The 25,413-nt window shown below is 72.7% G+C and carries 24 protein-coding genes and 1 pseudogene; 10 read left to right on the top strand and 15 right to left on the bottom strand.

Going from position 1 to position 25,413, the window contains the following annotated elements:
- Window positions 1-634: 634 nt before the first annotated feature.
- Entirely contained in the window at window positions 635-1,156 is a 522-nt protein-coding gene (locus AC07A4_RS02955; RefSeq protein ID WP_478592034.1) for a DUF6879 family protein, read from the top strand.
- A 134-nt stretch (window positions 1,157-1,290) separates the two neighbouring features.
- Complete coding sequence (locus tag AC07A4_RS02950; RefSeq protein WP_478592032.1) at window positions 1,291-1,965, top strand: hypothetical protein; 675 nt, start codon at window positions 1,291-1,293, stop codon at window positions 1,963-1,965.
- A gap of 20 nt (window positions 1,966-1,985) precedes the next feature.
- Here the strand turns inward: AC07A4_RS02950 and AC07A4_RS02945 are convergent, their stop codons facing one another.
- The 3 genes from AC07A4_RS02945 to AC07A4_RS02935 form a co-directional block, all read right to left on the bottom strand.
- Complete coding sequence (locus AC07A4_RS02945) at window positions 1,986-4,973, bottom strand: tetratricopeptide repeat protein (protein ID WP_478592030.1); 2,988 nt, start codon at window positions 4,971-4,973, stop codon at window positions 1,986-1,988.
- 533 nt (window positions 4,974-5,506) lie between these two features.
- Window positions 5,507-5,845: a hypothetical protein gene (locus AC07A4_RS02940; protein ID WP_478592028.1), complete on the bottom strand. Its 339-nt coding sequence runs from the start codon at window positions 5,843-5,845 to the stop codon at window positions 5,507-5,509.
- 134 nt (window positions 5,846-5,979) lie between these two features.
- Window positions 5,980-6,846, bottom strand: coding sequence for an MmyB family transcriptional regulator (locus AC07A4_RS02935; protein WP_478592026.1), 867 nt, complete (start codon window positions 6,844-6,846; stop codon window positions 5,980-5,982).
- Between the two features lie 136 nt (window positions 6,847-6,982).
- Here AC07A4_RS02935 and AC07A4_RS02930 point away from each other — a divergent pair, with 136 nt between their 5' ends.
- The 3 genes from AC07A4_RS02930 (at window position 6,983) to AC07A4_RS02920 (ending at window position 8,801) form a co-directional block, all read left to right on the top strand.
- Window positions 6,983-7,270 carry a tautomerase family protein gene (locus AC07A4_RS02930; RefSeq protein WP_478592024.1) on the top strand — a complete coding sequence of 96 codons (288 nt, stop codon included), beginning with the start codon at window positions 6,983-6,985 and terminating at the stop codon, window positions 7,268-7,270.
- A 3-nt stretch (window positions 7,271-7,273) separates the two neighbouring features.
- Window positions 7,274-8,362, top strand: a complete 1,089-nt coding sequence (locus AC07A4_RS02925) for a Kelch repeat-containing protein (RefSeq protein ID WP_478592021.1) — start codon at window positions 7,274-7,276, stop codon at window positions 8,360-8,362.
- 88 nt (window positions 8,363-8,450) lie between these two features.
- Window positions 8,451-8,801, top strand: coding sequence for a hypothetical protein (locus AC07A4_RS02920; RefSeq protein WP_478592018.1), 351 nt, complete (start codon window positions 8,451-8,453; stop codon window positions 8,799-8,801).
- A gap of 90 nt (window positions 8,802-8,891) precedes the next feature.
- Here AC07A4_RS02920 and AC07A4_RS02915 read toward each other — a convergent pair whose 3' ends face one another.
- From AC07A4_RS02915 to AC07A4_RS02905, 3 genes are all read right to left on the bottom strand, one after another.
- Entirely contained in the window at window positions 8,892-9,338 is a 447-nt protein-coding gene (locus AC07A4_RS02915; RefSeq protein ID WP_478592016.1) for a hypothetical protein, read from the bottom strand.
- A gap of 220 nt (window positions 9,339-9,558) precedes the next feature.
- Window positions 9,559-10,434 carry a polysaccharide deacetylase family protein gene (locus AC07A4_RS02910; RefSeq protein ID WP_478592013.1) on the bottom strand — a complete coding sequence of 292 codons (876 nt, stop codon included), beginning with the start codon at window positions 10,432-10,434 and terminating at the stop codon, window positions 9,559-9,561.
- A 191-nt stretch (window positions 10,435-10,625) separates the two neighbouring features.
- Entirely contained in the window at window positions 10,626-11,372 is a 747-nt protein-coding gene (locus tag AC07A4_RS02905) for a polysaccharide deacetylase family protein (protein WP_478592011.1), read from the bottom strand.
- Here AC07A4_RS02905 and AC07A4_RS02900 point away from each other — a divergent pair.
- The gene (locus tag AC07A4_RS02900; RefSeq protein WP_478592958.1) at window positions 11,371-11,535 is read left to right on the top strand and encodes a hypothetical protein; all 165 of its coding nucleotides are present in this window, start codon (window positions 11,371-11,373) and stop codon (window positions 11,533-11,535) included. The two genes, AC07A4_RS02905 and AC07A4_RS02900, sit on opposite strands and share 2 nt — an antisense overlap.
- Before the next feature lie 6 nt (window positions 11,536-11,541).
- Here AC07A4_RS02900 and AC07A4_RS02895 read toward each other — a convergent pair.
- The 4 genes and pseudogenes from AC07A4_RS02895 to rocD form a co-directional block, all read right to left on the bottom strand.
- Window positions 11,542-11,739: pseudogene (locus AC07A4_RS02895) on the bottom strand (NADPH oxidoreductase); the annotation flags it as partial.
- 505 nt (window positions 11,740-12,244) lie between these two features.
- Window positions 12,245-12,901 carry a class I SAM-dependent methyltransferase gene (locus AC07A4_RS02890; protein WP_030359456.1) on the bottom strand — a complete coding sequence of 219 codons (657 nt, stop codon included), beginning with the start codon at window positions 12,899-12,901 and terminating at the stop codon, window positions 12,245-12,247.
- Between the two features lie 230 nt (window positions 12,902-13,131).
- On the bottom strand, window positions 13,132-14,541 hold the full coding sequence (locus AC07A4_RS02885; protein ID WP_478592009.1) for a transposase: 1,410 nt from the start codon (window positions 14,539-14,541) through the stop codon (window positions 13,132-13,134).
- Between the two features lie 307 nt (window positions 14,542-14,848).
- Window positions 14,849-16,051: an ornithine--oxo-acid transaminase gene (gene rocD / locus AC07A4_RS02880; protein WP_478592006.1), complete on the bottom strand. Its 1,203-nt coding sequence runs from the start codon at window positions 16,049-16,051 to the stop codon at window positions 14,849-14,851.
- Between the two features lie 338 nt (window positions 16,052-16,389).
- Here rocD and AC07A4_RS02875 point away from each other — a divergent pair, with 338 nt between their 5' ends.
- Complete coding sequence (locus AC07A4_RS02875) at window positions 16,390-17,667, top strand: serine hydroxymethyltransferase (protein ID WP_478592004.1); 1,278 nt, start codon at window positions 16,390-16,392, stop codon at window positions 17,665-17,667.
- Window positions 17,668-17,671: 4 nt separating this feature from the next.
- Here the strand turns inward: AC07A4_RS02875 and AC07A4_RS02870 are convergent, their stop codons facing one another.
- The 3 genes from AC07A4_RS02870 to AC07A4_RS02860 all read right to left on the bottom strand — a co-directional run bounded on the left by AC07A4_RS02870 (window position 17,672) and on the right by AC07A4_RS02860 (window position 20,020).
- Window positions 17,672-18,379, bottom strand: a complete 708-nt coding sequence (locus tag AC07A4_RS02870) for a hypothetical protein (protein ID WP_478592001.1) — start codon at window positions 18,377-18,379, stop codon at window positions 17,672-17,674.
- A gap of 185 nt (window positions 18,380-18,564) precedes the next feature.
- A complete protein-coding gene (locus tag AC07A4_RS02865) occupies window positions 18,565-19,395 on the bottom strand; it encodes a hypothetical protein (RefSeq protein WP_478591998.1) in 831 nt (276 codons plus the stop codon).
- Window positions 19,388-20,020, bottom strand: coding sequence for an RNA polymerase sigma factor (locus tag AC07A4_RS02860; RefSeq protein ID WP_478592894.1), 633 nt, complete (start codon window positions 20,018-20,020; stop codon window positions 19,388-19,390). The genes AC07A4_RS02865 and AC07A4_RS02860 overlap by 8 nt, the downstream gene beginning before the upstream one ends.
- Before the next feature lie 277 nt (window positions 20,021-20,297).
- Between AC07A4_RS02860 and trpS the strand changes: the two genes are divergently transcribed.
- Window positions 20,298-21,311 carry a tryptophan--tRNA ligase gene (trpS, locus tag AC07A4_RS02855; RefSeq protein ID WP_478591996.1) on the top strand — a complete coding sequence of 338 codons (1,014 nt, stop codon included), beginning with the start codon at window positions 20,298-20,300 and terminating at the stop codon, window positions 21,309-21,311.
- Window positions 21,312-21,423: 112 nt separating this feature from the next.
- The gene (locus AC07A4_RS02850) at window positions 21,424-21,996 is read left to right on the top strand and encodes a 2'-5' RNA ligase family protein (protein ID WP_478591993.1); all 573 of its coding nucleotides are present in this window, start codon (window positions 21,424-21,426) and stop codon (window positions 21,994-21,996) included.
- Window positions 21,997-22,017: 21 nt separating this feature from the next.
- Here the strand turns inward: AC07A4_RS02850 and AC07A4_RS02845 are convergent, their stop codons facing one another.
- Together AC07A4_RS02845 and AC07A4_RS02840 are read right to left on the bottom strand one after the other, a co-directional pair.
- On the bottom strand, window positions 22,018-22,773 hold the full coding sequence (locus tag AC07A4_RS02845) for a decaprenylphospho-beta-D-erythro-pentofuranosid-2-ulose 2-reductase (protein WP_478591990.1): 756 nt from the start codon (window positions 22,771-22,773) through the stop codon (window positions 22,018-22,020).
- 525 nt (window positions 22,774-23,298) lie between these two features.
- Window positions 23,299-24,726, bottom strand: a complete 1,428-nt coding sequence (locus AC07A4_RS02840) for an FAD-binding protein (protein WP_478591987.1) — start codon at window positions 24,724-24,726, stop codon at window positions 23,299-23,301.
- Window positions 24,727-24,870: 144 nt separating this feature from the next.
- Here AC07A4_RS02840 and AC07A4_RS02835 point away from each other — a divergent pair, with 144 nt between their 5' ends.
- The gene (locus AC07A4_RS02835; RefSeq protein ID WP_478591984.1) at window positions 24,871-25,383 is read left to right on the top strand and encodes a phosphatase PAP2 family protein; all 513 of its coding nucleotides are present in this window, start codon (window positions 24,871-24,873) and stop codon (window positions 25,381-25,383) included.
- Window positions 25,384-25,413: the final 30 nt, after the last annotated feature.

Below are 25,413 nucleotides of genomic sequence, written 5' to 3'. Positions count from 1 at the left end.
GTGGGTGGACTCCATCTCATGGCACATCACGGCTCCCTCCCCGGAACCTCTCCAGGTGACAGGGGAATTTCCCTCAGGCGTGAAGTTCGACTACAGTGCCACGCCAGGAATTCCAGGAACTCTGGAGGATGCTCGACACGTTTCGGTGTTCAGTCGCATCGAAGTGCCCGGGCGCACCAGGGCAGTGGTGTCAGTGGTTGGGACTCACCGGCTGGAAAAATGTGCGGTGTCGGGACCTGTTGTCGGTGAGATGACCAGCTCGCGCATCAGTGAAATCCGACTAAAAGTCACGCTGCTGACGCCCGAAGGGGAACATCGGGAAACTCGATACCTAAAAGCCGCAGTCTCCGCAGTGGGACGGCGTCATCCGGGAACGTAGCGAAAGCGACGCACCAGCCTCTTCGCTGGTGCACACCGCCATCCCGGCATGACGCAAGGCATCGAGGGCACGGGCCACGGTGCCACCGGCCAAGCCCGACGCGTCCCACGGCGGCGACGAGGGCCCGGTCGCGGTAGTCCTGTTACGGGGTCCTCCGATGCCCGGGCGGAGCGGACATGGACGCGCTGTCACGCACTCCGTATGGTCGTGGTCGACAACGGCTCGATGGCGAGCCCGTGTTGAGGGAGGCCTTCCGTGTTCCTGGATGGTGAGAGCTGGCACGAGAAGTTCCGCACCTTCCGGGCGGAGGCATGGCGGCTCGAAACGTTGCCCGCCTACAACGTCCCGCAGGAGGCGGAGGAGATTCGGGCCTTCCGTTCCGGCGAACGCATCGACCCGCATGCGTACGCGAACGACTACACCGAAGACCTGAAGAGAGTGCGTGGCGAGGGGAAGTCCAAAGGGCGCGTGCACATCGTCACCCGCCCGCTCACGGAGTACCTCCGCTACGAGTTCATGTACTACCGCCCGCACGTGTGGGCCGGTGAAGACATCCGCATCATGGACGTCACCGACCGCGTGAACCCGTTGGCAGATGTCCAGGACTTCTGGATGTTCGACAAAGCGGAAGTCGTCCTGATGCACTACGAGCCGGACGGCACCCAGATCAGCCGTGAGGTGTACGAGGGCGACGTCCGTCCCTACCTCGAGTACCAGCGCATCGCCCTGGCCGAATCGGTGCCCTTCGAGGAGTACGTGCGGGGCCTCGACGTGTGAGCCAGGCGTACCGGCCGGGTGCGCGACCCCGCCCCCGTTTAGGCCGTGTTGATCACCTGTTGAACCCCCACTGGCAACGTCCCCTCACGGCGGCCGCAGACCACGGTCGCCGGTAAACGGAGGGGAACACAGGGATGAAGCGCTCGCTCAGAGCACTGGTGGCCGGTGCGGTGGCCACCGTCGCGCTTGGCGCCAACGTCGTCGCGGCCGGGAGCAGTTCGGCCGACACCTGGCGCGGCAGTGGGTTCGACCGCAACTGCGCCCGGGGGAATGGGTCGATGGACCACCTCAGGTCCGGGATGTGCCTGCGCGCGGGGGACCACATCTCGACGCCGATCATCTTCGGCAGCTCCGGCCTCGGCGGCATGGTGGCCACGCAGGAGGGCTACCGCGCCGACTACCAGGAGGACGGGAACCTCGTCATCTCGCACTGGAAGACGTGGATCCCGCCGGAGGTCGGCGGCCCGCCCAACTTCACCAAGCTCGCCAAGCTGATCATGAAGTGTGCGGTGGGCGGCGACTGCGGCGAGGGCGACACGGTCGTCGACGTGCTCTGGACCTCCGGGACGAGCGGCAGGAGCGCGGGCGCGGCGGTCATGCAGGAGGACGGCAACTTCGTCGTGTACGACGACGACGGCCGCGCCGCGTGGAGCAGCGGCACCCACCAGTGCCAGGGCCGGTCCGTGTGGGCCCGCATGCAGAAGGACGGCAACTTCGTTCTGTACAAGGGGTACGCGGCCGGTGAGGGCGAGAGGCAGTGGCGGGCCGTCTGGTCCACCAAGGGCGGCCGCACGGGCGAGCCCTGCTGAGGCGCCCCTGACGTGCCGGGTCAGCCGGTGCCGCCGTGTCGTTCGGTGAGGAGGCGGTGGCACTGGCGGGCTCGGGCGGCCAAGGGGCCGTCGAGGGGGAAGAGTTCGGCCAGGTACAGGAGCGCTTCCCTGGTGGTCCTGTGGCCAGGGCGCGATGACAGGAAGTCGTCGGCTGCCTCGGCCACGTCGTGCTCCGGTTCGAGGACCACTCGCTGGAGCAGGCGGACGACGCGCCTACGGGAGGACTGCGACAGGTCGCGTGCGAAGAGCGCGGACCACTGCTCCGCGCTCGCCTCGGGGCCCGACTCGACCGTGTTGAGCATCGCCGTCTCGAAGAGGAGCGCGATGGTGTCGCCTTGGAGCGCGACGGCCCTGGTGAGGTCCTCGCGCGCTCGGGAGAGGTCCCCGGACCGCCGGTGGGCGACGCCGCGCAGGCGCAGGGGGCGGGCGTGCTCGGGGGCGGTGTCGAGGACGGCGGTGAGGTCCGCCACGGCGTCCCCGCAGCGCCCGGCGAGGAGGTGCGCGTCGCCGCGCTGAATGAGCACGCTGAGGTTGCCGGGCTCCGCGTCGATCACGGTGGTGAGGTCCGCGACGGCGTCGTCGAACCGGCCTGCCTGCTGGTGGATGGCGCTGCGGCACAAGAGCGCCAGCGTGTCGGCGGGGTTGACTTCGAGCACGGCGGCGATGTCCGCGAGGGCCGGTTCGTGCCGCTCGGCGTGGTAGTACGTGGCGCCGCGCAACGCGCGCGGAAACATGTCCGTGGGGTCGTGCTCCACCGCCGCGGTGAAGTCGGCGATGGCCTCCTCGTACCGACCGGCCTCCCGGTGGAGCACCGCCCGCTGCGTGAGCGCGATGGTGTAGGTCGCATCGAGGCGGAGCGCGGAGGTGTAGTCGGCGATCGCCTCCTCGCCCCGGCCGAGCTTCCGCAGGGCCGTGCCGCGCTGCACGAAGGCGAACGCGGAGTGGGGGCCGAGCTCGAGGGCCGCGGTGAGGTCCTTGACCGCGTCCTCGTACCGCTCCGTCTTGACGCGCGCGCAGCCGCGCAGCATCAGGGCCCTCGCATGGGCCGGATCGATGGCGAGGACAGCCGTCAGATCGGTGATCGCCTGCTCATAGTGGTCGGCCTGGAGGTGCAGGGCACCCCGCACGACCAGCGCGAGGTGATCGGCGGGCCGCAGTCCGATCACGGACGTGAAGTCGGCGATGGCGTCGTCGAGCTGGCCGAGCCCCTGATGGGCCCTGCCCCTGAACCCCCACGCCGTGGCGTCGCGGGGATTCAGGGCGATGGCACGGCTCAGCTCGGCGAGGGCCTCCTCGTGGCGCTCGGCCCTGCCGAAGCAGCGGCCACGGTGGCGGTGCGCCCGCCCCCGCCCCTCCGTGCTCAGCGGGCCGTGCTCAAGCAGCTCCGCCAGCGCCGTCAGGGCGGGCTCGTCCCCGGTGACCGCCGCCTCCAGCCTCCGGGCCCACGCCAACAACCCCGCGTCCGCCGTGTCGTACGCCGCAAGCTGCAGCACGTCCACCCACTGCCTCAGGACCGCCACGTCCCGCCCGGCGGCGTGGACGGCCTCCTCCAGGGCCGCCGTCAGTTGGCACGTCGGCTGGGCGCACAGGCGGTGGTACGTCTCGTCCAGGCGGTGCCGCAGCCAGCGCGCGTCGGTCCAGCGCTTCGACGGGGGCAGGTCCCGCTCGGCCGCGGCACGCCACGCGGCGTGCGCGTCGGCGAGGCGCAGATGGGTCTGGGTCCACCGCTGCGGGGAGTGCGCCAGCTGCTGGCGCACCATGCTGGCCCGTACCACCGCGTGGTAGTGCTTGAAGTCCCCGTGCCCGCTGACGAACGGCTGGCCGCACAGCCACGTCCACCGGCCCCGCGCCTCCTGCGGCACCGCCGCCGCGAAGACGTCCTCGTTCAGGCGGGGCGCGAGGGCGCACGCGAGGACCGCCTCGCGGTCGTGGGGATCGTTGACCCACTGCACGAACCGGTCCACGGCCACGTCCACGACGTCCGCGTCCGCGCCCACGTCCTCGGCGCTCTCGGGCTCGGCCAGGGCGAGGAGTTCGACGAGCAGCGGCAGGCCGAGGGACAGGCGCAGGACGGCGTCCACCACGCCCGGCTCCGTGACCCCGCGCGCCGCCAGCAGCGTCCGCGTCTCCGTCTCGGTGAACTCCGCGAGCGGTACGTCCACCACGTGCGCCCGCAGCGGCGCCCAGGGGCGCTCGGCCAGCACGCCACGCCCGGCCATCACCACGATCACGTTCATGGGCAGGGTGCCGGAGGGATCCTCCAGGAGGTCGCGCAGCCATGCGTCAAGGAGGCCGCCCGTCTGCTCCCACGTGTCGAAGAACAGCACCACCCACGGGTGCCGTCCGCACAACCGGCCGAGCTCCGCTACGAACGCCCGGTTCATGCCCGACGCGTCGACCCCCCGGCCCTTGCGGCCCCGGGACCGCGCCCCGGCACGCAGCCGGTCCAGGCCCTGCGCGGCCGCGTCCGGGTTCGCCATCGACGTGGCCGCGCCCACCCCGGGCAGGAACGACGCCGCGCCGAGCACCGCCTGCGCCGCGACCCGGCTCGACACCGAGGGGTCGGCCTGGACCGCCTCCGGTCCCTCCGCCAGGAGCAGTTCGGCGGCGGCCGCCTCCTGGTCCTTGCGGTACTGCTCCGCCGCCTTGTCGAACTCCTTGAGCGGGCCCGCCTGTTCGGCCAGCTGCCGGGCCAGCTCCACCAGGGCCTGCGGCACCCCGTGCGCGTCGCCCTCGTCCACCACGGCCGTCAGCGCGCCCGCCCGGCGCGCCGCCTCCTGCCACTGCCGCAGCAGCGTGGACTTGCCGACGCCGCCGACGCCCCGCACGTGGAACAGGAAGTCCGCGGGGTCCTGGGCCGACGCCGGGTCCTTGCCCAGGTTCTCCGAGAACAGCGACACCTGCGCCTGCCGGCCCACGAACCGCGCCCGCGTGCGCTCCCGGATCAACTCGCCCCGCGACCGCCCCCGGCTCCCCGCCCCAGCCATGCCCCTACCTCCACCCGGCGCGGTGCCCCCACCCCGGTCTACGCGAGCCCAACGCCCGCCATGCTGCCACTCACCGCACCGCCACGCGGGCGGTATGCGCAGCAGAGACGTTGTGAGCAGGGGAAGTTGGACTGGAGCAGGGAAGGAGCCTCGGTACCCTGCTGCTCATGGAAGCTGACCGAAGAGGCCAGGAGACGGGGGATACGTCTGCTCACGAGGCCGAGTTCACCCGCACTGAGTGCAAGGCGTGTGGGGCTGAGGTCCTGGGGCTGAACGGCCGCTTCGCTTGCACCCTCTGTGGGTGGTGCAACCACTGGTCAGAGGGGCACAACGAGTTGCCGTCCGCTGAGGAGGACCCGGACTCCCCCGGGAAGCGGTCGAGCCGTTAGCTAGAGCGCAGGTGAAGACGGCCCCGGCATGCCTTCTAGCGGAGCAGAGCGCTCCGCGCGGGGCATGGTCACCGGGACCGGTCAGGTGACGGCGGGGCCGGGAGAGGTGGCCCCGCCGTCACGTGCGGTGGGCTGGACCGCGATCTAGCTGAACCACACGCTGTGCGGGAGGGGCTCGAAGTAGCCCCGCTCGTCCCCGGGCGGCAGCGTGTCCATCTGCCGTTCACAGCCCCGGTCGTAGTAGACCGTGGCGGTGGCGTCCGTGAGGTTGTGGACGCTGTCCGCGCCCTGGAGGAGGAGGTAGCACTCGCCGTTGTCCGGGTCGGTGATCTCCAGGTCGCCGGACTCGGGCGAGTGGTAGTACAGCGTGCCCTCGGCGGCGTGGGCGGTGCTGGTGGGCAGCGCGGCGAACAGGGCGAGGGCGGCGCCCGCCGCCAGGGCTACGCGGCCGAAGCGCGTCGCTGAGAAGCGTGTGGTGGTCATGGACCCACGGTGTCGCGCGAGCGGGCGCGGCGGCCAGGGAGTCCACTCCCAGAGGGCCGGGAAGGCGGAGCGGGGGCGTGGGGTACGCGCGGGGTGCGCGCCGCCGCGCGCACCGTCGGCGCGCCCCGCCCCGGCTAGCGCGGCGGCCGGTCCCCGGCGGGCGCCATGTCCTGCGTCCCGATGACGGACAGCAGCTCCAGGCGCGCCGCCCCCTCCGTGCCGGGCGCCGCGGTGAGCCACAGCAGCCGCTGGTGGCCGTCCTCGCTGAACAGGGTGTGGCAGTCGACCTCGATGACGCCGAGCGCGGCGTGCGCGATCCGCTTGTGGTCGGCGCGGCGCACGGCCACGTCCCGGGTGTCCCACAGCGCCGCGAACTCGGGGCTGCGGCGGCGGAGTTCGGCGACCATGCGCGTGACGTCCGGGTCGCGGCCCCGGCGCGCGGCCACCGCGCGCAGGTCCGCCACGAAGACCTCCGCGTGGTGCGGGTGGTCCTCGGGTGGATAGATGTCGCGCGACGCCGGGTCGGTGAACCAGCGGTACACGAAGCTCGCCGCCGGCCCGCGCACCGCGGGCGGCGGCCCGAACAGGGTCGTGGCCAGGGCGTTTTGGACCAGCGTCTCGTGCAGGTCGGTGAGGACGAGGGCGGGCGTCGCCGCGTCGAGGCGGTCCAGGAGGCTGAGCAGGCCCGGCTCCACATGGGCCGTCGGGCCGTGCGCGGCCGGGGGGACCCTGCGCTCCGCCAGGTGGAAGAGGTGGTCGCGCTCGTCCCGGGTCAGGCGCAGCGCGCGGGCGAGGGCCGCGAGGGTCTGGTCGGACGGCTGGGCGCCGTGGCCGCGCTCCAGCTCCGTGTAGTAGTCGGCGGAGAGACCGGCGAGCTGCGCCACCTCCTCGCGGCGCAGGCCGGGGACGCGGCGCCGGGGCCCGGCGGTCAGGCCCACGTCGCAGGGGCGGACGCGGTCGCGCCGGGAGCGCAGGAACGCGGCGAGTTCGGGGAGGTCCACGCGGTCCATCCTGACCGGCGCGGGCGCGCGGAGCCAGGGGGTGGCGACCCCAGGGTCGGCGGCGGTCTGGCTCGCGCCGCGCCACGCCCCGAGGGTGGAAGCCGTCCGTCACCGGCCCGCGAAGGAGCTGCCCGCCATGCCGTACGCCAACTTCAAGGTCCCCGCCGGGACCCTCGACGCGCCCCAGAAGGAACGGATCGTCACCGCCGCCACCGAGCTGTACGTCAGCCTGTACGGCGAACGCGCCCGCGCCACCACCCTCGTCCTGGTCGAGGAGGTCCCCGACGGCGGCTGGGGCATCGGCGGCGACGTCCTCACCCTGGCCGTGCTCCAGCAGGGCCAGCCGAGGCAGCAGAGCCAGCAGGGCCAGCCGAGCCAGCACAGTCAGCCGAGTCAGCCGAGTCAGCAGAGCCAGGGGAGTTGAGTCGTGGCCGGTCACAGCGCCCCGCGCCGCCGCGCCGTCCTCGCGGGCGCCGCCGCCCTCGCCGCCGCGCTCGCCGCGCCGTCCACCCGGGCCCTCGCGCACCCGGGACACCCCGGGCCTGGACCGGTGCGGCCGGGCCCCGCACCCGAGTACGGCCGGGGCTGGCGGCCCCTGCCGCGCATCGGCGGCGGCCCCCGCCAGGAGCACGCCGTCGCCGCCATCGGCCGCACGGTGTACGTCGTCGGCGGCATCCACCCGCTCCCGGGCGGCACCTTCACCACCACCGGCCGCGTCGAGGCGTACGACACCCGCACCGGCCGCTGGACGACCGCCGCGCCGCTGCCCGTCCCCATGAACCACCCCAACCTCGCGGCCGTCGGCGGCAGGCTGTTCGTCCTCGGCGGCCTGGCGGGCGGCGCCTCCTGGGAGGCGGTCGGCGACGCGTTCGCCTACGACCCGCGCGCGAACCGGTGGCAGCGGCTCGCGCCCGTGCCGCGCGGCACGGAACGCGGCAGCGCCGCGATCGGCGCGCACGGCACGAAGGTCTACCTCGCGGGCGGCATGCGCACCCTCGCCCCCGTGCCGGGCGGCCTCCAGGACACCGTCGACACCGTGACGTCGTACGACGTCACGACCGGCCGCTGGCGGGAGCTGCCCGCGCTCCCCGACGCCCGCGACCACGTGGGCGGCGCCTTCGTCGACGGGCTCTTCTACGTCCTCGGCGGGCGCGTACGGGGGCAGGCGAACGTGCGGGGCGACGTGTTCGCGTACGACCCGCGCGCCCGCCGCTGGCAGGCGCGCACCCCGATGCCGACCCCGCGCGGCGGCCTCGCCGCGGCCGCCGTCGGCCCGGTCGTGTACACCTTCGGCGGCGAGGGCAACCCGGCCGGGGGCGCGCACGGCGTCTTCGCCGACACCGAGGCGTACGACACCCGGCGGGACCGCTGGCGGGTGCTCGCCCCGATGCCGGTGCCCCGGCACGGCACGGCCGCGGCCGCCGTCGGCGGGCGCGTGTACGTCCCCGGCGGCGGCACGGCCCTGGGCGGAGCCCCCGTGGACACGCATGACGCGTACGCTCCCTCGTCCGGGTGAGTCCTGGAATAGGGGGATATGGCGGTGGGGAGGGGCAACTGGGCTGGCAGAAGCCAGCCCGCCTACACCCCCCGAAAGGACCGCGCACATGCGCTTCCGTACCGCCCTGGCCGCCGCCGCGGGCGCCCTGACTCTGATCGTCACCGTGCCGACGTCGGCCACCGCGGCCGTGGGCGAGTTCCAGTACACGTACGTCGGCCTCGACGGCAATCCCCGGATCGGTATTCTCTTGGACCCGGAAGGCGGGGAGTGCATCACTTTGCCCGAGGTGGCGGACCCGGACTCCAGCTCGCCCGCCCACTCGCCGCGCAATAGGACGGACGCGTACGCCACAGTCTTCACGGGGCCGGACTGCGTCGGCGACGCGTTCACCCTGCGGCCCCACACCGGCTACGGCTCCGAGCGCCTCAAGCTCCGCTCGGTCGTGTTCTCCTCCTGAGCACCGGCTGACCCCCGCCGCGACGGCGCACGCCGCCCGCGCGCCTCACGCGCGCGGGCGGCGTGCCGTTTCAGGGCCGGTGGGCCCTCGTCACTCGCTCTCGACCGGGGAGACGTACTCCAGGGTCCAGGTCTCCTGGAACTCCGGCTTCGGCGGCGCGGCCTCGATCTGGGCGCCCCGGTGCCCGGCGCGCAGGGCGAGGCCCTTGTCGGTGAGGATCCTGACGCCGCCGATGACCCCCTCGAACGTGAACGCCGCGAGCTGGTCGCGGGCGGCGCTGTTGACCCAGAGCTTGTCGTCCTTGATCAGCAGGCCCGCCCCCTCGTGCGAGGAGAGGCGGATCACGTACGGCGAACCCGGCACCGGCTCCTTGGGCTCGATGATCCACTCCTGCTCGATCGGGAGCGGGTTGAACCGGTCGACGATGACGGGGGCACCGTGTTCGGTGACGTGCTCGGTCGCCGTCAGCAGCGACGACGGGCCGATGATGTGCGCGTGGATCTTGTAGACGCCGGGCTTGATCGGGATCGGAGGCATGGGCGGCACGTCCTCTCTCGCAGTCCGTCGTCCTCCGCGGCGGGCCGCCGTGGAGGACAGCAACCACCTTCGGCGAGCGCTCGCGGTTGACACACCACCAGAAATCGCCAAGTGGAATACGGCTCGGACTTATCGGTCCTCATGGCGAAAGAGCGGTCCTCATGGCCAAAGAGCGGCTCTCATGACGAAAGAGCAGGCCGAAACCTGCTCTTTCGTCTCGTTACGCGCTCTCGCCCCGCTGGGCCCGGTAGTGCTCAGCGATCTCGTCCGATGTCGTCGTCCACACGCCCGGGTGGTTTACGAGGTACTCCAGGGCCTGGTCCAGGTACTTGGCGCGGAACGCCTGGCCGATGACGAAGGGGTGCAGGGCCAGCGGCATGACGCGCCCGCTGTCCGTGGCCTCCGCCTCCGCGTGCAGCTGGTCGACCTGGTCCTTGAGCATCTGCACGAAGTCCGGGCCCGAAGTGGTCTTCCCGACGAACAGGTTGATGTCATTCAGCTCGACCGAGTACGGCACGCTGAGCACGCCCGGCTCGTTCAGTTCGAACGGCTGGTCGTCGGCCGTCCAGTCCAGGACGTAGTCGATGCCCAACTCCTTCGCCAGGCGCGGCGTGTTGAAGGTCTGCGTCAGGCCGGGGCCCATCCAGCCGCGCGGCCGCGTCCCGGTCGTCCGCTCGATCGTCTCGACGATGTCCTTGAGAGCCGCGCGCTCCTCGTCCTCCGTCAGGCCGGTGTGGAGGTCCGAGTTGGTCTTGCCGTGCGCGAGCCAGGCCCAGTTCCGTTCCTGGCCCGCCTTGATGATCTGCGGGTAGCGGTCGCCGACGTCGGAGTTGAGCAGGGCGCTGGCGCGCACGCCGTGCCGGTCCAGGGTTTCCAGGGTGCGCCAGAAGCCCACCCGCGCCCCGTAGTCGCGCCAGCCGTGGTTGAGCGGGTCCGGGGTGAGGACCGAGGTGCCCGGGTAGATGCTCGTGGACGGCTTGTCGACCTCGAAGTGCTCGATGTTCAGGCCGATGTAGAAGGCGACGCGCTTGCCCTCGGGCCAACGGATCGGCTCGCGCTCGACGATGGGGCTGTAGTCGTAGAGCTTGTTGTCCATCACACTCACCTCTGAAGTAACCCGTACTGTCCGTCGCTGTCCGCGGTGTCTCCGCTGTCCGCGGTGGCGCCGTGACCTCATGGTCGAACCCTCACACTGATGTGAAGGTCAAGACGGCCCGGGAAGTGGCCTCGGTCACGCGGTGTCGGTCACGCGGTGTCGCTCATGCGGTGTCGCTCACGCGATGTCGGTCACGCCGCGTCGAGGTAGTCCCGCAGGGCCGCCGGACGCAGTCCCGCCGCCCGCGCCGCGTCGAGCACGCGGTCCAGGTCGGCGGCCAGGTTCTCGTTGAAGTGAAGCAGCACGATGTCGCCCCGCTGGAGGTCGGGGGCGGCCGGCGGGCGGGCCGGGTCCCACGTCGTCTGGTCGTGCGTCCAGGTCACGACCGCCTCCGCGCCGCACGCGCGCGCCACGTGCCGGGTGTTCTCGTCGTACGTGCCGTGCGGGGGCCGCAGCAGCCGCGGCGCGTCGCCGAACGCGGCGAGCTGGCGGTCGCGGGCCCCGCACACCTCCCGCCGCTGGGCGTCGGCGCCGAGCCGCTCCAGGCGCGGGTGGCTGAGCGTGTGGTTCTCCACCCGGGCCGGTCCGTGCGCGAGGAGCCCCTGGAAGTACGCGGCCCCCTCCGGGTCCCGGTACGCGTCCGGCAGCAGGAACAGCGAGGCGGGGACCCGGCGTTCGAGCAGCACCTTCCGCGCCGCCGGGTCGCGGACCCAGCCGTCGTCGATAGTGAGGAAGACGACGGGGTCCGCGGTGGCGACCCGGGAGAGGACGGGCGCCGGGCGCTCGTCGGCGGCGAAGGACGGGGCCGCGGCCGCGGGGGTCACCGGGGCCAGGGGGAGGAGCGGGGCGAGGACGGCGGCGAGGGCCGCGGCGAGGAGCGCGGGGCGGAGGCGGAGCCTTGTCGCGCGGGGGCGGAGGCGAAGGCGGGGTCTCGGCATGTCCGCATCATTGGTGCAGACCAATTCCCGTGTCAACGGCGGGTCCACGCCCCGGACCAGGCCCACCGCGTACCTCACCGACCGGCTCGCCGAGCACCCCGTCAAGGGCCTCGTCAAGGGCCTCGTCCACGACCGCGAACGCGCTTTCGCCCGCCGTCAGTGAGCCGTACACGAACCGGACCGAGGACCGCTCGGGCGCGATGCCGCAGCACTCCGAGATCCCCGTGCGCAGCACGTGCGTCAGCGTCTCCTCCGAGCCCGCCGCCACGAACCGCTCCCGCTGGTACGCGGTCAGGCCGAGCCACAGCATCCGGGTCCGCGCGAGCGGGGAGCCGTCGCCGCCGTACGCGAAGCCGTGGTTCCACACCCGGTCGATCCAGCCCTTCAGGGGCGACGCGGTGGCCCCCGGCGGCGAGCCGGTCCCGGGCGTGCCGGGCGCCGCCGACTACGACGAGGCCGCCCGCCTTCAGCACGACGGCATGCGCGGCGCCGAGGAACTCGAACTCTGGACCGAGGTCTCCTTCCGCCTCTCCCGGCTCGGCCGCCTCGCGCTGCTCACCGGCGACGACGCCCGCGCCACCGACTACCACGAACGCGCCGCCCGCCTCGCCGCCCAGCGCTCCCACCGGCCCGCGCAGCAGTTCGCCGAGACCGGCCTCGCGCTCGGCGGCCGCCGCCGCGGCGACGCCGACACCGCCGAACGCCTGCTCCTTCCCTGGCTCGACTTCAACCGCCGCTTCGGCATCGCCTCCGGCACCGCGCTGATCCTCGCCCAGCTCGGCTACGTCGCCGAGGCGCGCGGCGACGCCCCGCGCGCCGAGCGGCTCCACCGCGAGGGCCTCGCCGCCGCCCGCGCCACCGATCCTGCTGGCTTATTGTGCGGTGGCCTCGACGGTGTCCTCCGACTTGCGGGCCAGCAAGTGGGCGTCGAGGAAGCCCCGCTCGGAGGCCGGGTCGTGGAGCAGCCGCGCGAACGTGACGAGCCCGGACCGGGCCAGCAGCTCGGCGAACCGGTCCGCCGGCCAGCTATAGGCGGGCGTCACCTTGTGGTCGAAGCGGACCGGCTCAGGCCCCTCGGTCCCAAAGAAGGACACCAGGAGCAGGCCCCCTGGTGCCAGGACACGCGCCTGCTCGGCGAGCAGCGCGGGCAATTCCCCAGGCGGGGTATGGATCATCGAGTAGTGGGCCAGCACGCCGCCGAGCGCGCCGTCCTCGACTGGCAGGGCCTCCATGCGCGCCTCGTCGAACTGCAGCGCCGGATGGGCCCGCCGGGCGTGGTCGACCATGGCTGGGGAGAGGTCGAGCCCGAAGGCATCCAGCCCCAGGTCATGCAGCATGGCCGTCAGATGTCCGGGCCCGCAGCCGACATCGGCCGCCCGCGGGTTCCCCGTCCCGCGCACGAGCTCGGCGAAGGTGCCGATCATGTTCCGCGAGAACGGCTGCGTCTCCAGCCGGTCAGCGAACATCGACGCATACAGCTCGACGACCCCGTCGTAGGCCGCCCTGGTCTCGTCCTGGTGCTCCGCCACGGGAAGGAAGTTAACACCCGCCGTTCGCAGCTGTTCTCCCACCTCGTGCCGAATCCCGCGCCCGTCGCCGCAGACGCTCTCGCTACCACGACAAGACCACCACCCGGCTCCGCAACGAGGCCGGTGGGACCCGGAGCCGATACGCCGTTGGCAACCCAGTCGGTCACCAACTGGCTGGGTTCCTCGGGAAACCGGCGACAGTTGATTAGGCGATCACACCAGTAAGACCCCTATTCGGTCACGCGGCGAGGGAGAGGTCGAGTCGGGCAAGGTGGCTGACGCGGGTGCGGTCGAGCGGGTGGCCGTTCCACCAGGCATCGAGGCGGATGAGGTGGAGCGCAACGGCGGAGAAGACGTGCTCCAGGTGGGTCTTCTGGAGACCGAGGTAGCGGGCACGTCTCATCCCGGTGACCGCGACGGCCTGGTGGATGGTTCCCTCGATGCCCGCGCGGGTTCCGTACCTGGCTCGCCACTGCTCGTCGTCCTGCTGGAGGCGGGCATGGCCGAGGACTTCTTGCAGCTCGCGGGGTTGCAGGGAGAGGGTCCGGCCGTCGGCCTTCGAGGTCGCGCACCGGGCAGGCAGCGAGCATGTGATGGACCGGTTCGGTCATTTCCGCGTCGGTCACTGGGGCGTCGGTGGTCGCGATACCGGTGATCAAGCGCGGCGGCGGCCCCTCGGCTCCAGGGGCCAGCGCCTGGCCGCCGACAGCCGGACCCTGGTCATCGGGATCGTCACAGGACTCACTGATGTGGATCTTGTAGCCGCTCCACCAGGAGCCCTGTTTGAGGCCGTAGCGCGCGTCGGTGTCGTACGGAGAGGCCAGCCTCAGTCTGCCGGGCGGGAGGTCTTTGCTCTCCCGCCGCTTCACCTCCGCTCCGGCTTCGGACACGGTGCGGTGGTAGTTCTGCACCCACATCGTGCGCAGGACCTGCACCGCCGGGAGTTCGCGCAGCCAGGCCGGCACGTCAGGGGCGTGCACCGCCTCCAGCAGCGCGAACCCGTCCCGGCCGTAGACCAGAGCCATCTCCTCGCGTTTGCTCGTGGAAGCCGGCGGATGCCAGGAGTGAGTCCGTGGGCCGTAGCGGTCGGCCCATTCCCGAACGGACACCGCCCCGGCCAGCCAGTCCGGGGCCGCGCAGGCCAGCGCCTCCAGCGTGGTCCGCAGTGTTTCCCCGGCCAGCTCCAGCCTGTTCAGGTCGCGGACCGCCGCCAGCACGCGGGTGGAGTCGGTGCGCTGCCTGCCTCCCGCCTTCACCAGGCCCCGGTCCTTGAGGGCGGTCAGCAGCAGGTCGAGCACCTTCTCCTCCATCCCGTGCTCGACCAGCCGCGTGCGGAACTCGGACAGCACTGAGGCGTCGAACCCGGGATCATCCAGCTCCAGGCCGAGCGCGTACTTCAGGTCCATGCCGTACCGCACCCGATGCGCTGCCGCCCGGTCGGTGAGGTTCTCGGCGAACTGCAACACCGTCACCAGCGCCAGCTGGCCCGGTGACCAGCCCGGCCGCCCTCTGGCTCCGAACGCCTCGGCGAACTCGGCGTCCGCGAACAACTCGCCCAGCTCGTCACGGACCCGCATCGCCAACGGATACGGGCCCCGTGCCGCCACCGCCCGCGCCACCTGCGCGGTCAGCTCAGGCACCTTCGGCTACGGCCTCGGCCGCATCGACTTCCACACCCCACCCGCGACCGGGAACGCCAAGACGGCCGCTGCTGTCCCGCCCAACGAGCCGCCAGCCCCGCCGGGCACGGAATAAGCCAGCAGGATCGCCACCGGGGACAACCGGGCCGGGGCCGTCGCCCTCGCCCTCGAAGGCCTCGCGGGCGCCCGCTCCCTCGCCGCCGATCCCGCCGACCCCGCCGACTCCTCCGGCCCGGCTGAGGCCGCCGTGCCGCCGCCGGGGACGCGTACGAGGAGGGGCGGGCCGGGCCGTCCCCGTTCGCGGCGGTTAGCCGAGCACCGTCCGCAGCTGGTCCAGGCCCCAGTCCAGGTCCTCCTTGCTGATCACCAGCGGGGGAGCGATCCGGATCGTCGAGCCGTGGGTGTCCTTCACCAGGACGCCGCGGTCCATCAGCTTCTCGGAGATCTCCCGGCCCGTACCGCACGACGGGTCGATGTCGACGCCCGCCCACAGGCCGCGCCCGCGCACCGCCGTCACCTTCCCGGAGCCCGCGAGCAGACCGAGCTCGGCGTGCAGATGCTCGCCCAGCTCCGTCGCCCGCTGCTGGAACTCGCCCGTCTCCAGCATCGCGACGACCTCAAGCGCCACCGCGCACGCCAGCGGATTGCCGCCGAACGTCGACCCGTGCTCACCGGGCCGGAACACCCCGAGCACCTCCGCGTCCGCGACCACCGCCGACACCGGCACCACGCCCCCGCCCAGCGCCTTGCCCAGCAGATACACGTCCGGCACCACGCCCTCGTGCTCGCACGCGAACGTCCGCCCCGTGCGGCCGAGCCCCGACTGGATCTCGTCCGCGATGAACAGCACCCCCCGCTCCCGCGTCAGCTCCCGCACGCCCGGCAGATATCCCGGCGGCGGCACAAGGACCCCCGCCTCGCCCTGGACCGGCTCCAGGAGCACCGCCACGGTGTCCTCCGTGATCGCGTCCCGAAGCGCCCCGAGATCACCGAACGGCACGATGTCGAACCCCGGCGTGTACGGGCCGTAGTCCGCGCGGGCCTCGGGGTCCGTCGAGAAGCTGATGACCGTCGTCGTCCGGCCGTGGAAGTTGTCGCGCGCCACCACGATCCTGGCCCTGCCGTCCGGGACGCCCTTGACCCGGTACCCCCACTTCCGTGCCGTCTTCACCGCCGTCTCCACGGCCTCCACACCCGTGTTCATCGGCAGCACCATCTCCTTGCCGCACAGGGCGCCGAGCCGCGTGCAGAACTCCGCGAAACGGTCGTGGTGGAACGCGCGCGACGTCAGCGTGACGCGGTCCAGTTGCTTCTTCGCCGCCTCGATGAGCCGACTGTTGCCGTGGCCGAAGTTGAGCGCCGAATACCCGGCGAGCATGTCGAGGTAACGGCGCCCCTCGACATCGGTCATCCACGCGCCCTCCGCGGACGCGACGACTACGGGGAGCGGGTGGTAGTTGTGCGCGCTGTGCGCTTCGGCAGAGGCGATGAGTTCTTCCGTGGCAGTCACGGCGTCTCCGTTTCTCGCGTTCGCACCTCGTTGTGCGAGTTCCTACGGCTACTAACGGCGCAGGGGGTGTTCTTGCGGTGTTTCCCAGGCACGTGGCCCAATTCCTATGGTCGCTCGCATCCTGGACGACGCACCCTGCCACCTTGTCGACCCCGATACGCTGGCTTCCACAGCGCGGCGACTGGCGCACAGGGAATCGACCCTGAGGAAGCCGCGCGAGGCAGAACCTTCGAGGTGCCGCCCTTCCCCAAGCTCTCGGCTCCGCTCGAGCAGGGGAGACCCCATCGGCACCCCGGGACCACGACCGGACACCATCACCGCTCGCCCCGGAGGACGCCATGACGCATCCCGTCACCCCCCAGCACCCCGCGCTCGCCGCCACCGACCCCGAACTCGCCGCCCTCGTCACCGCCGAGGAGCAGCTCCAGGCCGACACGCTCCGCCTGATCCCCAGCGAGAACTACGTCTCGGCCGCCGTCCTCGAAGCCTCCGGCACCGTCCTGCAGAACAAGTACAGCGAGGGCTACCCCGGCCGCCGCTACTACGAGGGCCAGCAGAACATCGACCAGGTCGAGCGCCTCGCCGTCGACCGCGCCAAGGCCGTCTTCGGCACCGGCCACGCCAACGTCCAGCCCTACTCAGGATCCCCGGCCAACCTCGCCGTCTACCTCGCCTTCGCCGAGCCCGGCGACACCGTCATGGGCATGGCCCTGCCGATGGGCGGCCACCTCACCCACGGCTGGGGCGTCTCCGCCACCGGCCGCTGGTTCCGCGGCGTGCAGTACGGCGTCCGCGAGGACAACGGCCTGATCGACTTCGACGCCGTGCGCGACCTCGCCCTCAAGGAGCGGCCCAAGGTGATCTTCTGCGGTGGCACCGCCCTGCCCCGCACCATCGACTTCGCCGCCTTCGCCGAGATCGCCCGCGAGGCCGGGGCCTTGCTCGTCGCCGACATCGCCCACATCGCCGGGCTCGTCGCGGGCGGCGCCCACCCCTCGCCCGTGCCGTATGCCGATGTGATCTCCACGACCACGCACAAGACCCTGCGTGGGCCCCGCGGCGCGATGCTCCTCGCCCGCGACGAGCACGCCAAGGCCATCGACAAGGCCGTCTTCCCCGGCCTTCAGGGCGGGCCCCACAACCAGACCACCGCCGCGATCGCCGTCGCCCTCCACGAAGCCGCGCAGCCCTCCTTCCGCACTTACGCCCACGCCGTCGTCGCCAACGCCAAGGCCCTGGCCGACGCGCTGCTCGCCCGCGGCTTCGACCTCGTCTCCGGCGGCACGGACAACCATCTGATCCTGATGGACCTCACCCCCAAGGACGTGCCCGGGAAGGTCGCCGCGAAGGCCCTCGACCGGGCCGGGATCGTCGTCAACTACAACACCGTGCCCTACGACTCCCGAAAGCCGTTCGACCCCTCCGGCGTGCGCATCGGCACCCCCTCCCTGACCTCGCGCGGGCTCGGCGTGGAGCACATGGCCGCGGTGGCGGACTGGGTGGACCGGGGCGTCCGCGCGGCCAAGGCCGAGGACGAGGACGCCCTTGCGAAGATCCGGGCCGAGGTGGCCGAACTCATGGCGGCACATCCGGCGCCGGGGCTGCCCACGGCGTGAGCCCTCACGCGTCCAGGAGCTCCTGACGGGGAGGCTCCCCCCGCGCAGGGGTGCGGCGGCGGTAGCGCAGCGCCGCCGCCGCACCCGCCAGGGCTCCCGCCGCCGCGCTGGGTATCGCCCACCGCCAGGCCGCCTCGTCCGCGGAAGAGCGCGGGCGGGGTGCGGCCGCCGCCGTGGTGGCCTTGGGCTCCTTGGGCTCCTTGGAGTCCTTGATACGGGCCGGGTACGGCTGCGCCGGGGATATCCCCTCGTACCCGTCGTCCGATTCCTGGCCCAGGACGCGCAGGGACTTCAGGAGGGCGCGCACGGCGCCCGGCCGCTGCGCCTTGTGCCAGGTGCCGGTCATCGAGTCGAGGTCCGTGGTCGTGTGGATCCAGACGGCGCCCTTGCCCTCGGGATAGACGTGGTCGAGGCGCCAGGGGCGGACGTCGTGGATCATCCAGGTGACGTTGATCTGGCGGCCGCCGAGCACGGTGAGCCCCGGCGCGGACTCCCGGGTGGTGCTTGCCGGGTCGCCGAGGAGCGCGGCCAACTGGTCGTACTCCTCGTCCGCGTAGTACAGCGAAGCCGACTCCGCGCTCGCCGGTGACGTCACCAGCACGCTCGTCGGGCCGCCCGCCGATGCCTTCGGTGTGGCTATGAACAGCGTCAGGATCAGCGCCAGGAACAGTGCCGGGACCAGTGCCGGGATCAGTGCCGGGGGCAGCGCCACGACAGGCACCGCCGCCGTCAGCCCCCAGGCCGTGTCCCTGCGCGAAGCCCTGCCCCTTCGGATGCGCACCATCGGCATCAGCCCCCTGTGGCTCTCCGGCGCGGGCCCTCCGCGCCGCCGTCGCACGTCACTTCGTCGCACGTCACTTCTGGTACACCGCCCGAGCCCGGCGGGTTCCCCTTTCGTCAGGACGACTTCGCCAGCTCCGTCGCCCGCCCCTTCGACGGCACCCCCTCAAGCCGCAGCGTCAGCCGCTCGCCGTGGGACCACAGCAGCGTCGGGCCCGCCGTGCGCACCGTGCGGGACCAGCGCTCGCCCGAGGCGTCCCGCAGCCAGAACTCCAGGCGGTGCGGCCGGGGGAACCACAGGGCCGGGGCGCCGCCGCCCAGGTCGACCCATTCGGGGTGGCCCTTGATGAGCTTGCTGAAGCCGGGGTCCAGGGGCGCCGGAAACGCGTCCAGGCGGATCGCGCCGCCGTCCTGGCCGCGCCAGCACAGGGTGATCCAGGAGCGGCCGCCGGGCGCCCGCGTGACCGTCACCGCGCGCGGCTCGCCCAGGGCCTTCGGCACCACCGGCCGGAACCCGGCCTCGCGCGCCGCCCGCTCCAGGGACACCGAAGGACCGCCGCAGCCGGGGGCGCCGCCCGAGGTGGGCGCGGGCGACGGGTCGTACCGCACCTCGACCCCGCCGAAGTCGAACCACTCGAAGACCGCGGCGCGCACCGGCGGCGTCAGCGCGAGGACCGTGAGCAGGCCGCACAGCGACGCCGCGACCGCGCGCCACCGCGACCGCAGGGCCCGCCGCAGCCGCCGCCACGCCTCCCGGAGCCGGTCTCCGGGGCCCGGGCGGCGCACCACCGCGCCCTCGGCGATGATCTGCGCCAGGACCCGCTCGACCATCGTCTCGCCGGTCTCCGGCCGGTCGAGCTCACGCCCGAGCGCCCGCAGCTCATCGGGAAGCCCCTGGGGCGGCCCCGCACCCGGCTCCCGCCGGTCGTCCCCGCCGGTCTCAGCCACGCCGCTCACCTCCCTCCAGCCCTTCCGGCCCTTCCGGCCCCTCCGGTCCCGACCCCCGTGCTCCCTCCGGCAGCAGCCGTTCCAGCTTGCGCAGCGCGCGGTTCAGCCGGGACTTCACCGTGCCGCGCGGCCAGCCGAGGGCCTCGGCCGTCTCCGCCTCGTCCATCTCGAGCAGATAGCGGTACGTCACGACCAGGCGGTGGTGCTCGCCCAGGCGGTCCAGGGCGGACAGGAGCACCGCACGGCGCTCGCGCTCCAGGGCCGCGACCGCCGGGTCCGCCGATTCCGGTATCAACGGATGCGCCTCGGTGAGCGCGGCCTCGCGGCCCGCCACCGAGCGCCGCCGCGCCGCCGACCGCACTGTGTTCCTCGTCTCATTGGCGACGATCGAAAGCAGCCACGGTCTGAACGCCGCGCCGTCCCGGAAACCGCCCAGCGCGCGATACGCCTTGAAGAAGGACTGCTGCACCACGTCCTCGGCGTCGGCGCCCGCGCCGAGCGCGGCCGCGGCTCTGAGCGCCGTGCCGGTGAAGGCGCGCACCAACTCGGCGTACGCCTCCGCCTCGCCGGCGCGCACGCGTGCGATGACCGCCGCCTCGTCGACGCCGATGCCGTCCCCCTCCAGCGCCCGCTCCGGCTCGAGCCCGCGCCCCGCCCGATGCCCCGGAGCATCCTCCAGAACCTTCCCCCGTGCACTCACACCTTTGGTACACCGCCCGGACCGAATCGGTTCCCACCCGTCGCGCCTCTGTCCTCGCCTCTGTCCTCGCTTCTGTCCTCTCCTCTGTCCGCTTTGTTCACGACTCTGTCCGCGCCTGTGTCCGCGCCTGTGTCCGCGACGAGTCCGCGACGAGTCCCGACCAGTTCCCGACCAACCGGCGGCACCTGAGAGAATGCTGGGCATGGCCTCTGACAGTCCTCGCGTGCTCTCCGGGATCCAGCCCACCGCGGGCTCGTTCCACCTCGGCAACTACCTGGGCGCCGTCCGCCAGTGGGTGGCCCTGCAGGAGTCCCACGACGCCTTCTACATGGTGGTGGACCTGCACGCGATCACCGTCCCGCAGGACCCGGCCGAGCTGCGCGCGAACACCCGCCTCGCCGCGGCGCAGCTGCTCGCCGCCGGTCTCGACCCGGAGCGCTGCACGCTCTTCGTGCAGAGCCACGTGCCCGAGCACGCCCAGCTCGCCTGGGTCATGAACTGCCTCACGGGCTTCGGCGAGGCCTCCCGCATGACGCAGTTCAAGGACAAGTCGGCCAAGCAGGGCGCCGACCGCGCCTCCGTCGGCCTGTTCACGTACCCCGTCCTCCAGGTTGCCGACATCCTGCTCTACCAGGCCAACGAGGTCCCCGTCGGCGAGGACCAGCGCCAGCACATCGAGCTCACCCGTGACCTGGCCGAGCGGTTCAACGGGCGCTTCGGCCCGACGTTCACCGTTCCCAAGCCGTACATCCTCAAGGAGACGGCGAAGATCTACGACCTTCAGGACCCGTCGATCAAGATGAGCAAGTCGGCGTCCACGCCGAAGGGCCTGATCAACCTGCTCGACGAGCCGAAGACCACCGCGAAGAAGGTCAAGAGCGCGGTCACCGACACGGACACGGTGATCAGGTACGACACCGAGAACAAGCCGGGCGTCAGCAACCTCCTCACCATCTACTCGACCCTCACGGGCACGGGTATCGCGGAACTCGAGCAGAAGTACGTCGGCAAGGGCTACGGTGCGCTGAAGACCGACCTCGCCGAGGCCATGGTCGAGTTCGTCACTCCGTTCCGGGACCGCACCCAGGAGTTCCTGGACGACCCGGACACGCTCGACAAGATCCTGGCCAAGGGCGCGGACAAGGCGCGTGCCGTCGCGGCGGAGACCCTCGCCCAGGCGTACGACAAGGTGGGCTTCCTGCCCGCCAAGCACTGAGCCCCACCCCGGGCACCACCGTCGCCGCACGGCGCGGCGGTGTGCCCTGCCCCTGCCCCTGCCCCTCTTCGCCCCCTTCTCAACCGCCCGCACACGACGACAGGAGTACGACGTGGGGACCGTAACGATCGGTGTGTCGATCGCGGTCCCGGAGCCTCACGGCAGCCTGCTCCAGGAGCTGCGCGCGGGCTTCGGTGACCCCGCCGCGCACGGCATCCCCACCCACGTCACGCTGCTGCCGCCGACCGAGGCGGACGCGGGCGCGCTGGCCGCGATCGAGGACCACCTGGTGGCCGTCGCGGCGGCCGGGCGCCCCTTCCCGATGCGGCTTTCCGGCACCGGTACGTTCCGCCCCCTCTCACCCGTCGTGTTCGTCCAGGTCGTCGAGGGCGGCTCGGCCTGCTCATGGCTCCAGGAGCGGGTCCGCGCCGCGTCCGGGCCGCTCGCGCGCGAACTGCAGTTCCCGTACCACCCGCACGTCACCGTCGCGCACGGCATCGCCGAAGAGGCCATGGACCGGGCGTACGAGGAGCTGTCCGGGTACGAGGCCGAGTGGCCCTGCACCGGCTTCGCCCTGTACGAGCAGGGGGCCGACGGGGTGTGGCGCAAGCTGCGGGAGTTCACGTTCGGCGGGAGCACGGTGCCGCCGCAGGCCGCCGCCCGGGACACACTGCCCGCGCGCTGACCCTCCCGGCACGGCGGCGCCTCACACCGGCAGCCGCCGGAACAGCGGGCGCGGCACATGCCGCAGCGCCGACATCACCAGGCGCAGCGAGCCCGGCACCCACACCGTCTCCGAGCGGCGCCGCAGGCCCGTCTCGATCGCCTCGGCCACCGCCTGCGGCGTCGTCGCCAGCGGGGCCGCCTCCAGGCCCGCCGTCATCTTCGACCGTACGAAGCCGGGGCGTACGACCATCACGTGCACGCCCGTGCCGTGCAGGGCGTCGCCGAGGCCCTGGGCGAAGGCGTCGAGGCCCGCCTTGCTGGAGCCGTAGATGAAGTTCGAGCGGCGGGCGCGCTCGCCCGCGACGGAGGAGAGCACGACGAGGGAGCCGTGGCCCTGGGCCTGCAGGGCGCGGGCGCAGACCAGGCCCGCGGAGACGGCGCCCGTGTAGTTCGTCTGCGCCACGCGGGCGGCCGCCAGGGGGTCGGCCTCGTCCTTGGCCTGGTCGCCGAGGACACCGAACGCGAGCAGGACCATGTCGATGTCGCCCTCCGCGAAGACCTTGCCCAGGGCGGTCTCGTGGGACTCGGGGTCCAGGGCGTCGAACGCGACGGTTCTGGCGTGGGCGCCCTGGGTGCGGAGCGCTTGCGCGGACCTTTCGAGGGTGGGGGAGGGGCGGCCCGCCAGCCAGATGTCGCGCGTGCGGTGTGCCGCCAGGCGGTGGGCTGTGGTGAGGGCGATCTCTGAGGTGCCGCCGAGGACGAGGAGGGACTGGGGGGCGCCGAAGGCGTCTTTCATGGGGGGCCTTTCTGGGGTGTGTGTCTGTTCGGTTCTGTTGGTGTTCCGCCGCGGCTGGTGTCGCCTCGCGGCACGCCCCAGACCCGCCCCTTCCCGAACCGGGGGCTGCCGCCCCCGTCCCCCCGCTCAAAGCAATCGGCGCTCCGCGCCTCGTCCTCAAACGCCGGACGGGCTGAAACACCGCGCTCGCCCTCAAATGCTGGACGGGCTGAAACACCGCGCTCGTCCTCAAGCGTCGGACGGGCTGGAGACTCTCGCCGCACTCGGACTAATCAGCCCGGCCGGGGAACTCCAGCCTGTCCGGCGTCTGAGGACAAGCCGCGAAGCGGCGAGCCTTTGAGCCCGTCCGGCGCTTGAGGACGAGGCGCGAAGCGCCGATGGGTTTTCAGCCCGTCCGGCGTTTGAGGACGAGCCGCGGAGCGGCGATTGAGGGGCGGGTGGGTGGGTGGGGAGAGAGTCTGTCCGGCGATTGAGGACGAGCGCGTCAGCGTGATGGGGGGCGGGCGGGTGGGTGGGGGAGTGAGGTCAGAGCGTGAGGCGGCGGGAGAGGTCTGAGCGGAAGAGGGAACGGGGGTCGAGGTCGGCGCGGAGGGCTCGGAAGGCGGGGACGCGGGGGTACATGGCCTCGAGGAGGTCGGGGCGCAGGCGGGAGTCCTTGGCTAGGTAGACGCGGCCGCCGGCGGCCGCGACCTCCTCGTCCAGGGAGTCGAGGAGCGCGGCGAGCCCGGGCAGCCCGGCCGGGATGTCCAGGGCCAGGGTCCAGCCGGGCATGGGGAAGGACAGCCAGCCGGGATCGGCCTCGCCGAAGCGCTTGAGGACGGCGAGGAAGGACGGGCACCCGCGCCCCGCGATCCGGTGCACGATGCGCCGCAGGGCCTCCTCCTGCCCGTACCCGACGACGAACTGGTACTGGACGAAGCCGCCGCGGCCGTAGACGCGGTTCCAGTGGGGGACGCCGTCCAGGGGGTGGAAGAACGTCGAGAGCCGCTGGAGTTCGCCGAGGCGAAGGCGTGGGGCCCTGCGGTACCAGAGCTCGTTGAACAGGCCCACGGTGGTGCGGCTCAGCAGGCCCTCGGGGATGAGGGAGGGGGCGGCGGGGAGCAGGCGCGGGCGGAAGGACAGCGGGGCCCGGCGCGCGCGGGCGGGCAGGGCGTCCAGGGGGGCGTGGTCGCCGCGGGTGAGGACGGCGCGGCCGGTCGCCGCGCCGCGCGCGAGGAGGTCGATCCAGGCGACGGAGTACCGGTAGCGGTGGTCGGTGGCGGTCAGGCGGGCCATCAAGTCGTCCAGGTCCGTGGCGCGTTCGGTGTCCACGGACATGAAGGACGTCGCGACGGGCACGCACTGGATCCGCGCCTTCAGGACGACGCCGGTCAGGCCCATGCCTCCCGCCGTCGCGTTGAAGAGCTTGCTGCCCGGCTTCACCGTACGGACCGTGCCGTCCGCCGTGAGCAGGTCGAAGGAGCGCACGTGGCGGGCGAACGAGCCCGAGACGTGGTGGTTCTTGCCGTGGATGTCGGCGCCGATCGCGCCGCCGACGGTGACGTAGCGGGTCCCGGGCGTCACCGGCACGAACCAGCCGAGCGGCAGCAGGACTTCCATCAGGTGGTGCAGGGAGACGCCCGCGTCGCAGACGACGGCGCCCGTGTCGGCGTCGATGGTGTGCACGCGGTCGAGGCCGGTCATGTCGAGCACGGCGCCGCCCGCGTTCTGGGCGGCGTCCCCGTAGGCGCGGCCCAGGCCGCGCGGGATGGTGCCGCGGTCCGCGCAGGCGCCGAGCGCGGCCACGGCCTCCTCACGCGAGCGGGGGCGCACCAGGCGGGCGGCGGTGGGGGCGGTGCGGCCCCAGCCGGACAGGGGGACGGCGGCCGCGGTGGGCCTCGCGGGCGCGGCGGACGCGGCGGTTTCCAGGGGCTTGGCGGGCGCGGCGGGCGCGGCGGCGGGCACGGCTGGCATGGCGTGACCGTATCGCCCTGATATGTTCCGCTTGCTCCCTCTGAGGGACTGTCCCGTGTTATTCGCCCTTAGTCTCACCGGAATGGGCGATTAAAAGAGTGTCACCCAACAATCCTGCAATTCGTGGGGTGTTGCCTAGGGCGCATGCATGACATGGACCACCGGCTCCTGACGGCCCTGCGCGACTGCGGCGGCGATCCGCGCGTGGCCGCCGCCGCCCGCGCCCTCTCCCACGGCGGTGAGCACGGCGCGCTGTGGATCGCCGCGGGCCTCACCGGCGCCGCCCTCGACCGCGAACGGCGCGGCGCCTGGCTGCGCGCCACCGCGCTCACCGCCGCCGCGCACCTGGCCAGCATGGGCGTCAAGCGCCTGGTGCGCCGACCACGCCCCGCGCACGTCACCCCCCTGGTGCGGACCGCGGGGCGGCACTCCTTCCCCAGCTCGCACGCCACCTCCGCGGCCGCGGCGGCCGTCGCCTACGGCGCGCTGCGGCCCGCGGGCGCCCGGATCGTGCCGCCGCTGGCCGCCGCGATGTGCGTGTCCCGCCTGGTCGTCGGCGTCCACTACCCGACCGACGTGGCGGCGGGCGCCGCCCTCGGCGCGGCCACCGCCTACGCGGGCGGCCCCTGGCTGAGGAGGGCCCGCCGCGATGGCTGAACGCACGTCCGCGATGGCGGAACACACCGC

Source organism: Streptomyces sp. NPDC043996 (genome assembly GCF_056435225.1).
The sequence above is the reverse complement of the archived record's forward strand: the minus strand, read 5'-3'. Positions and strand labels throughout refer to the sequence as shown.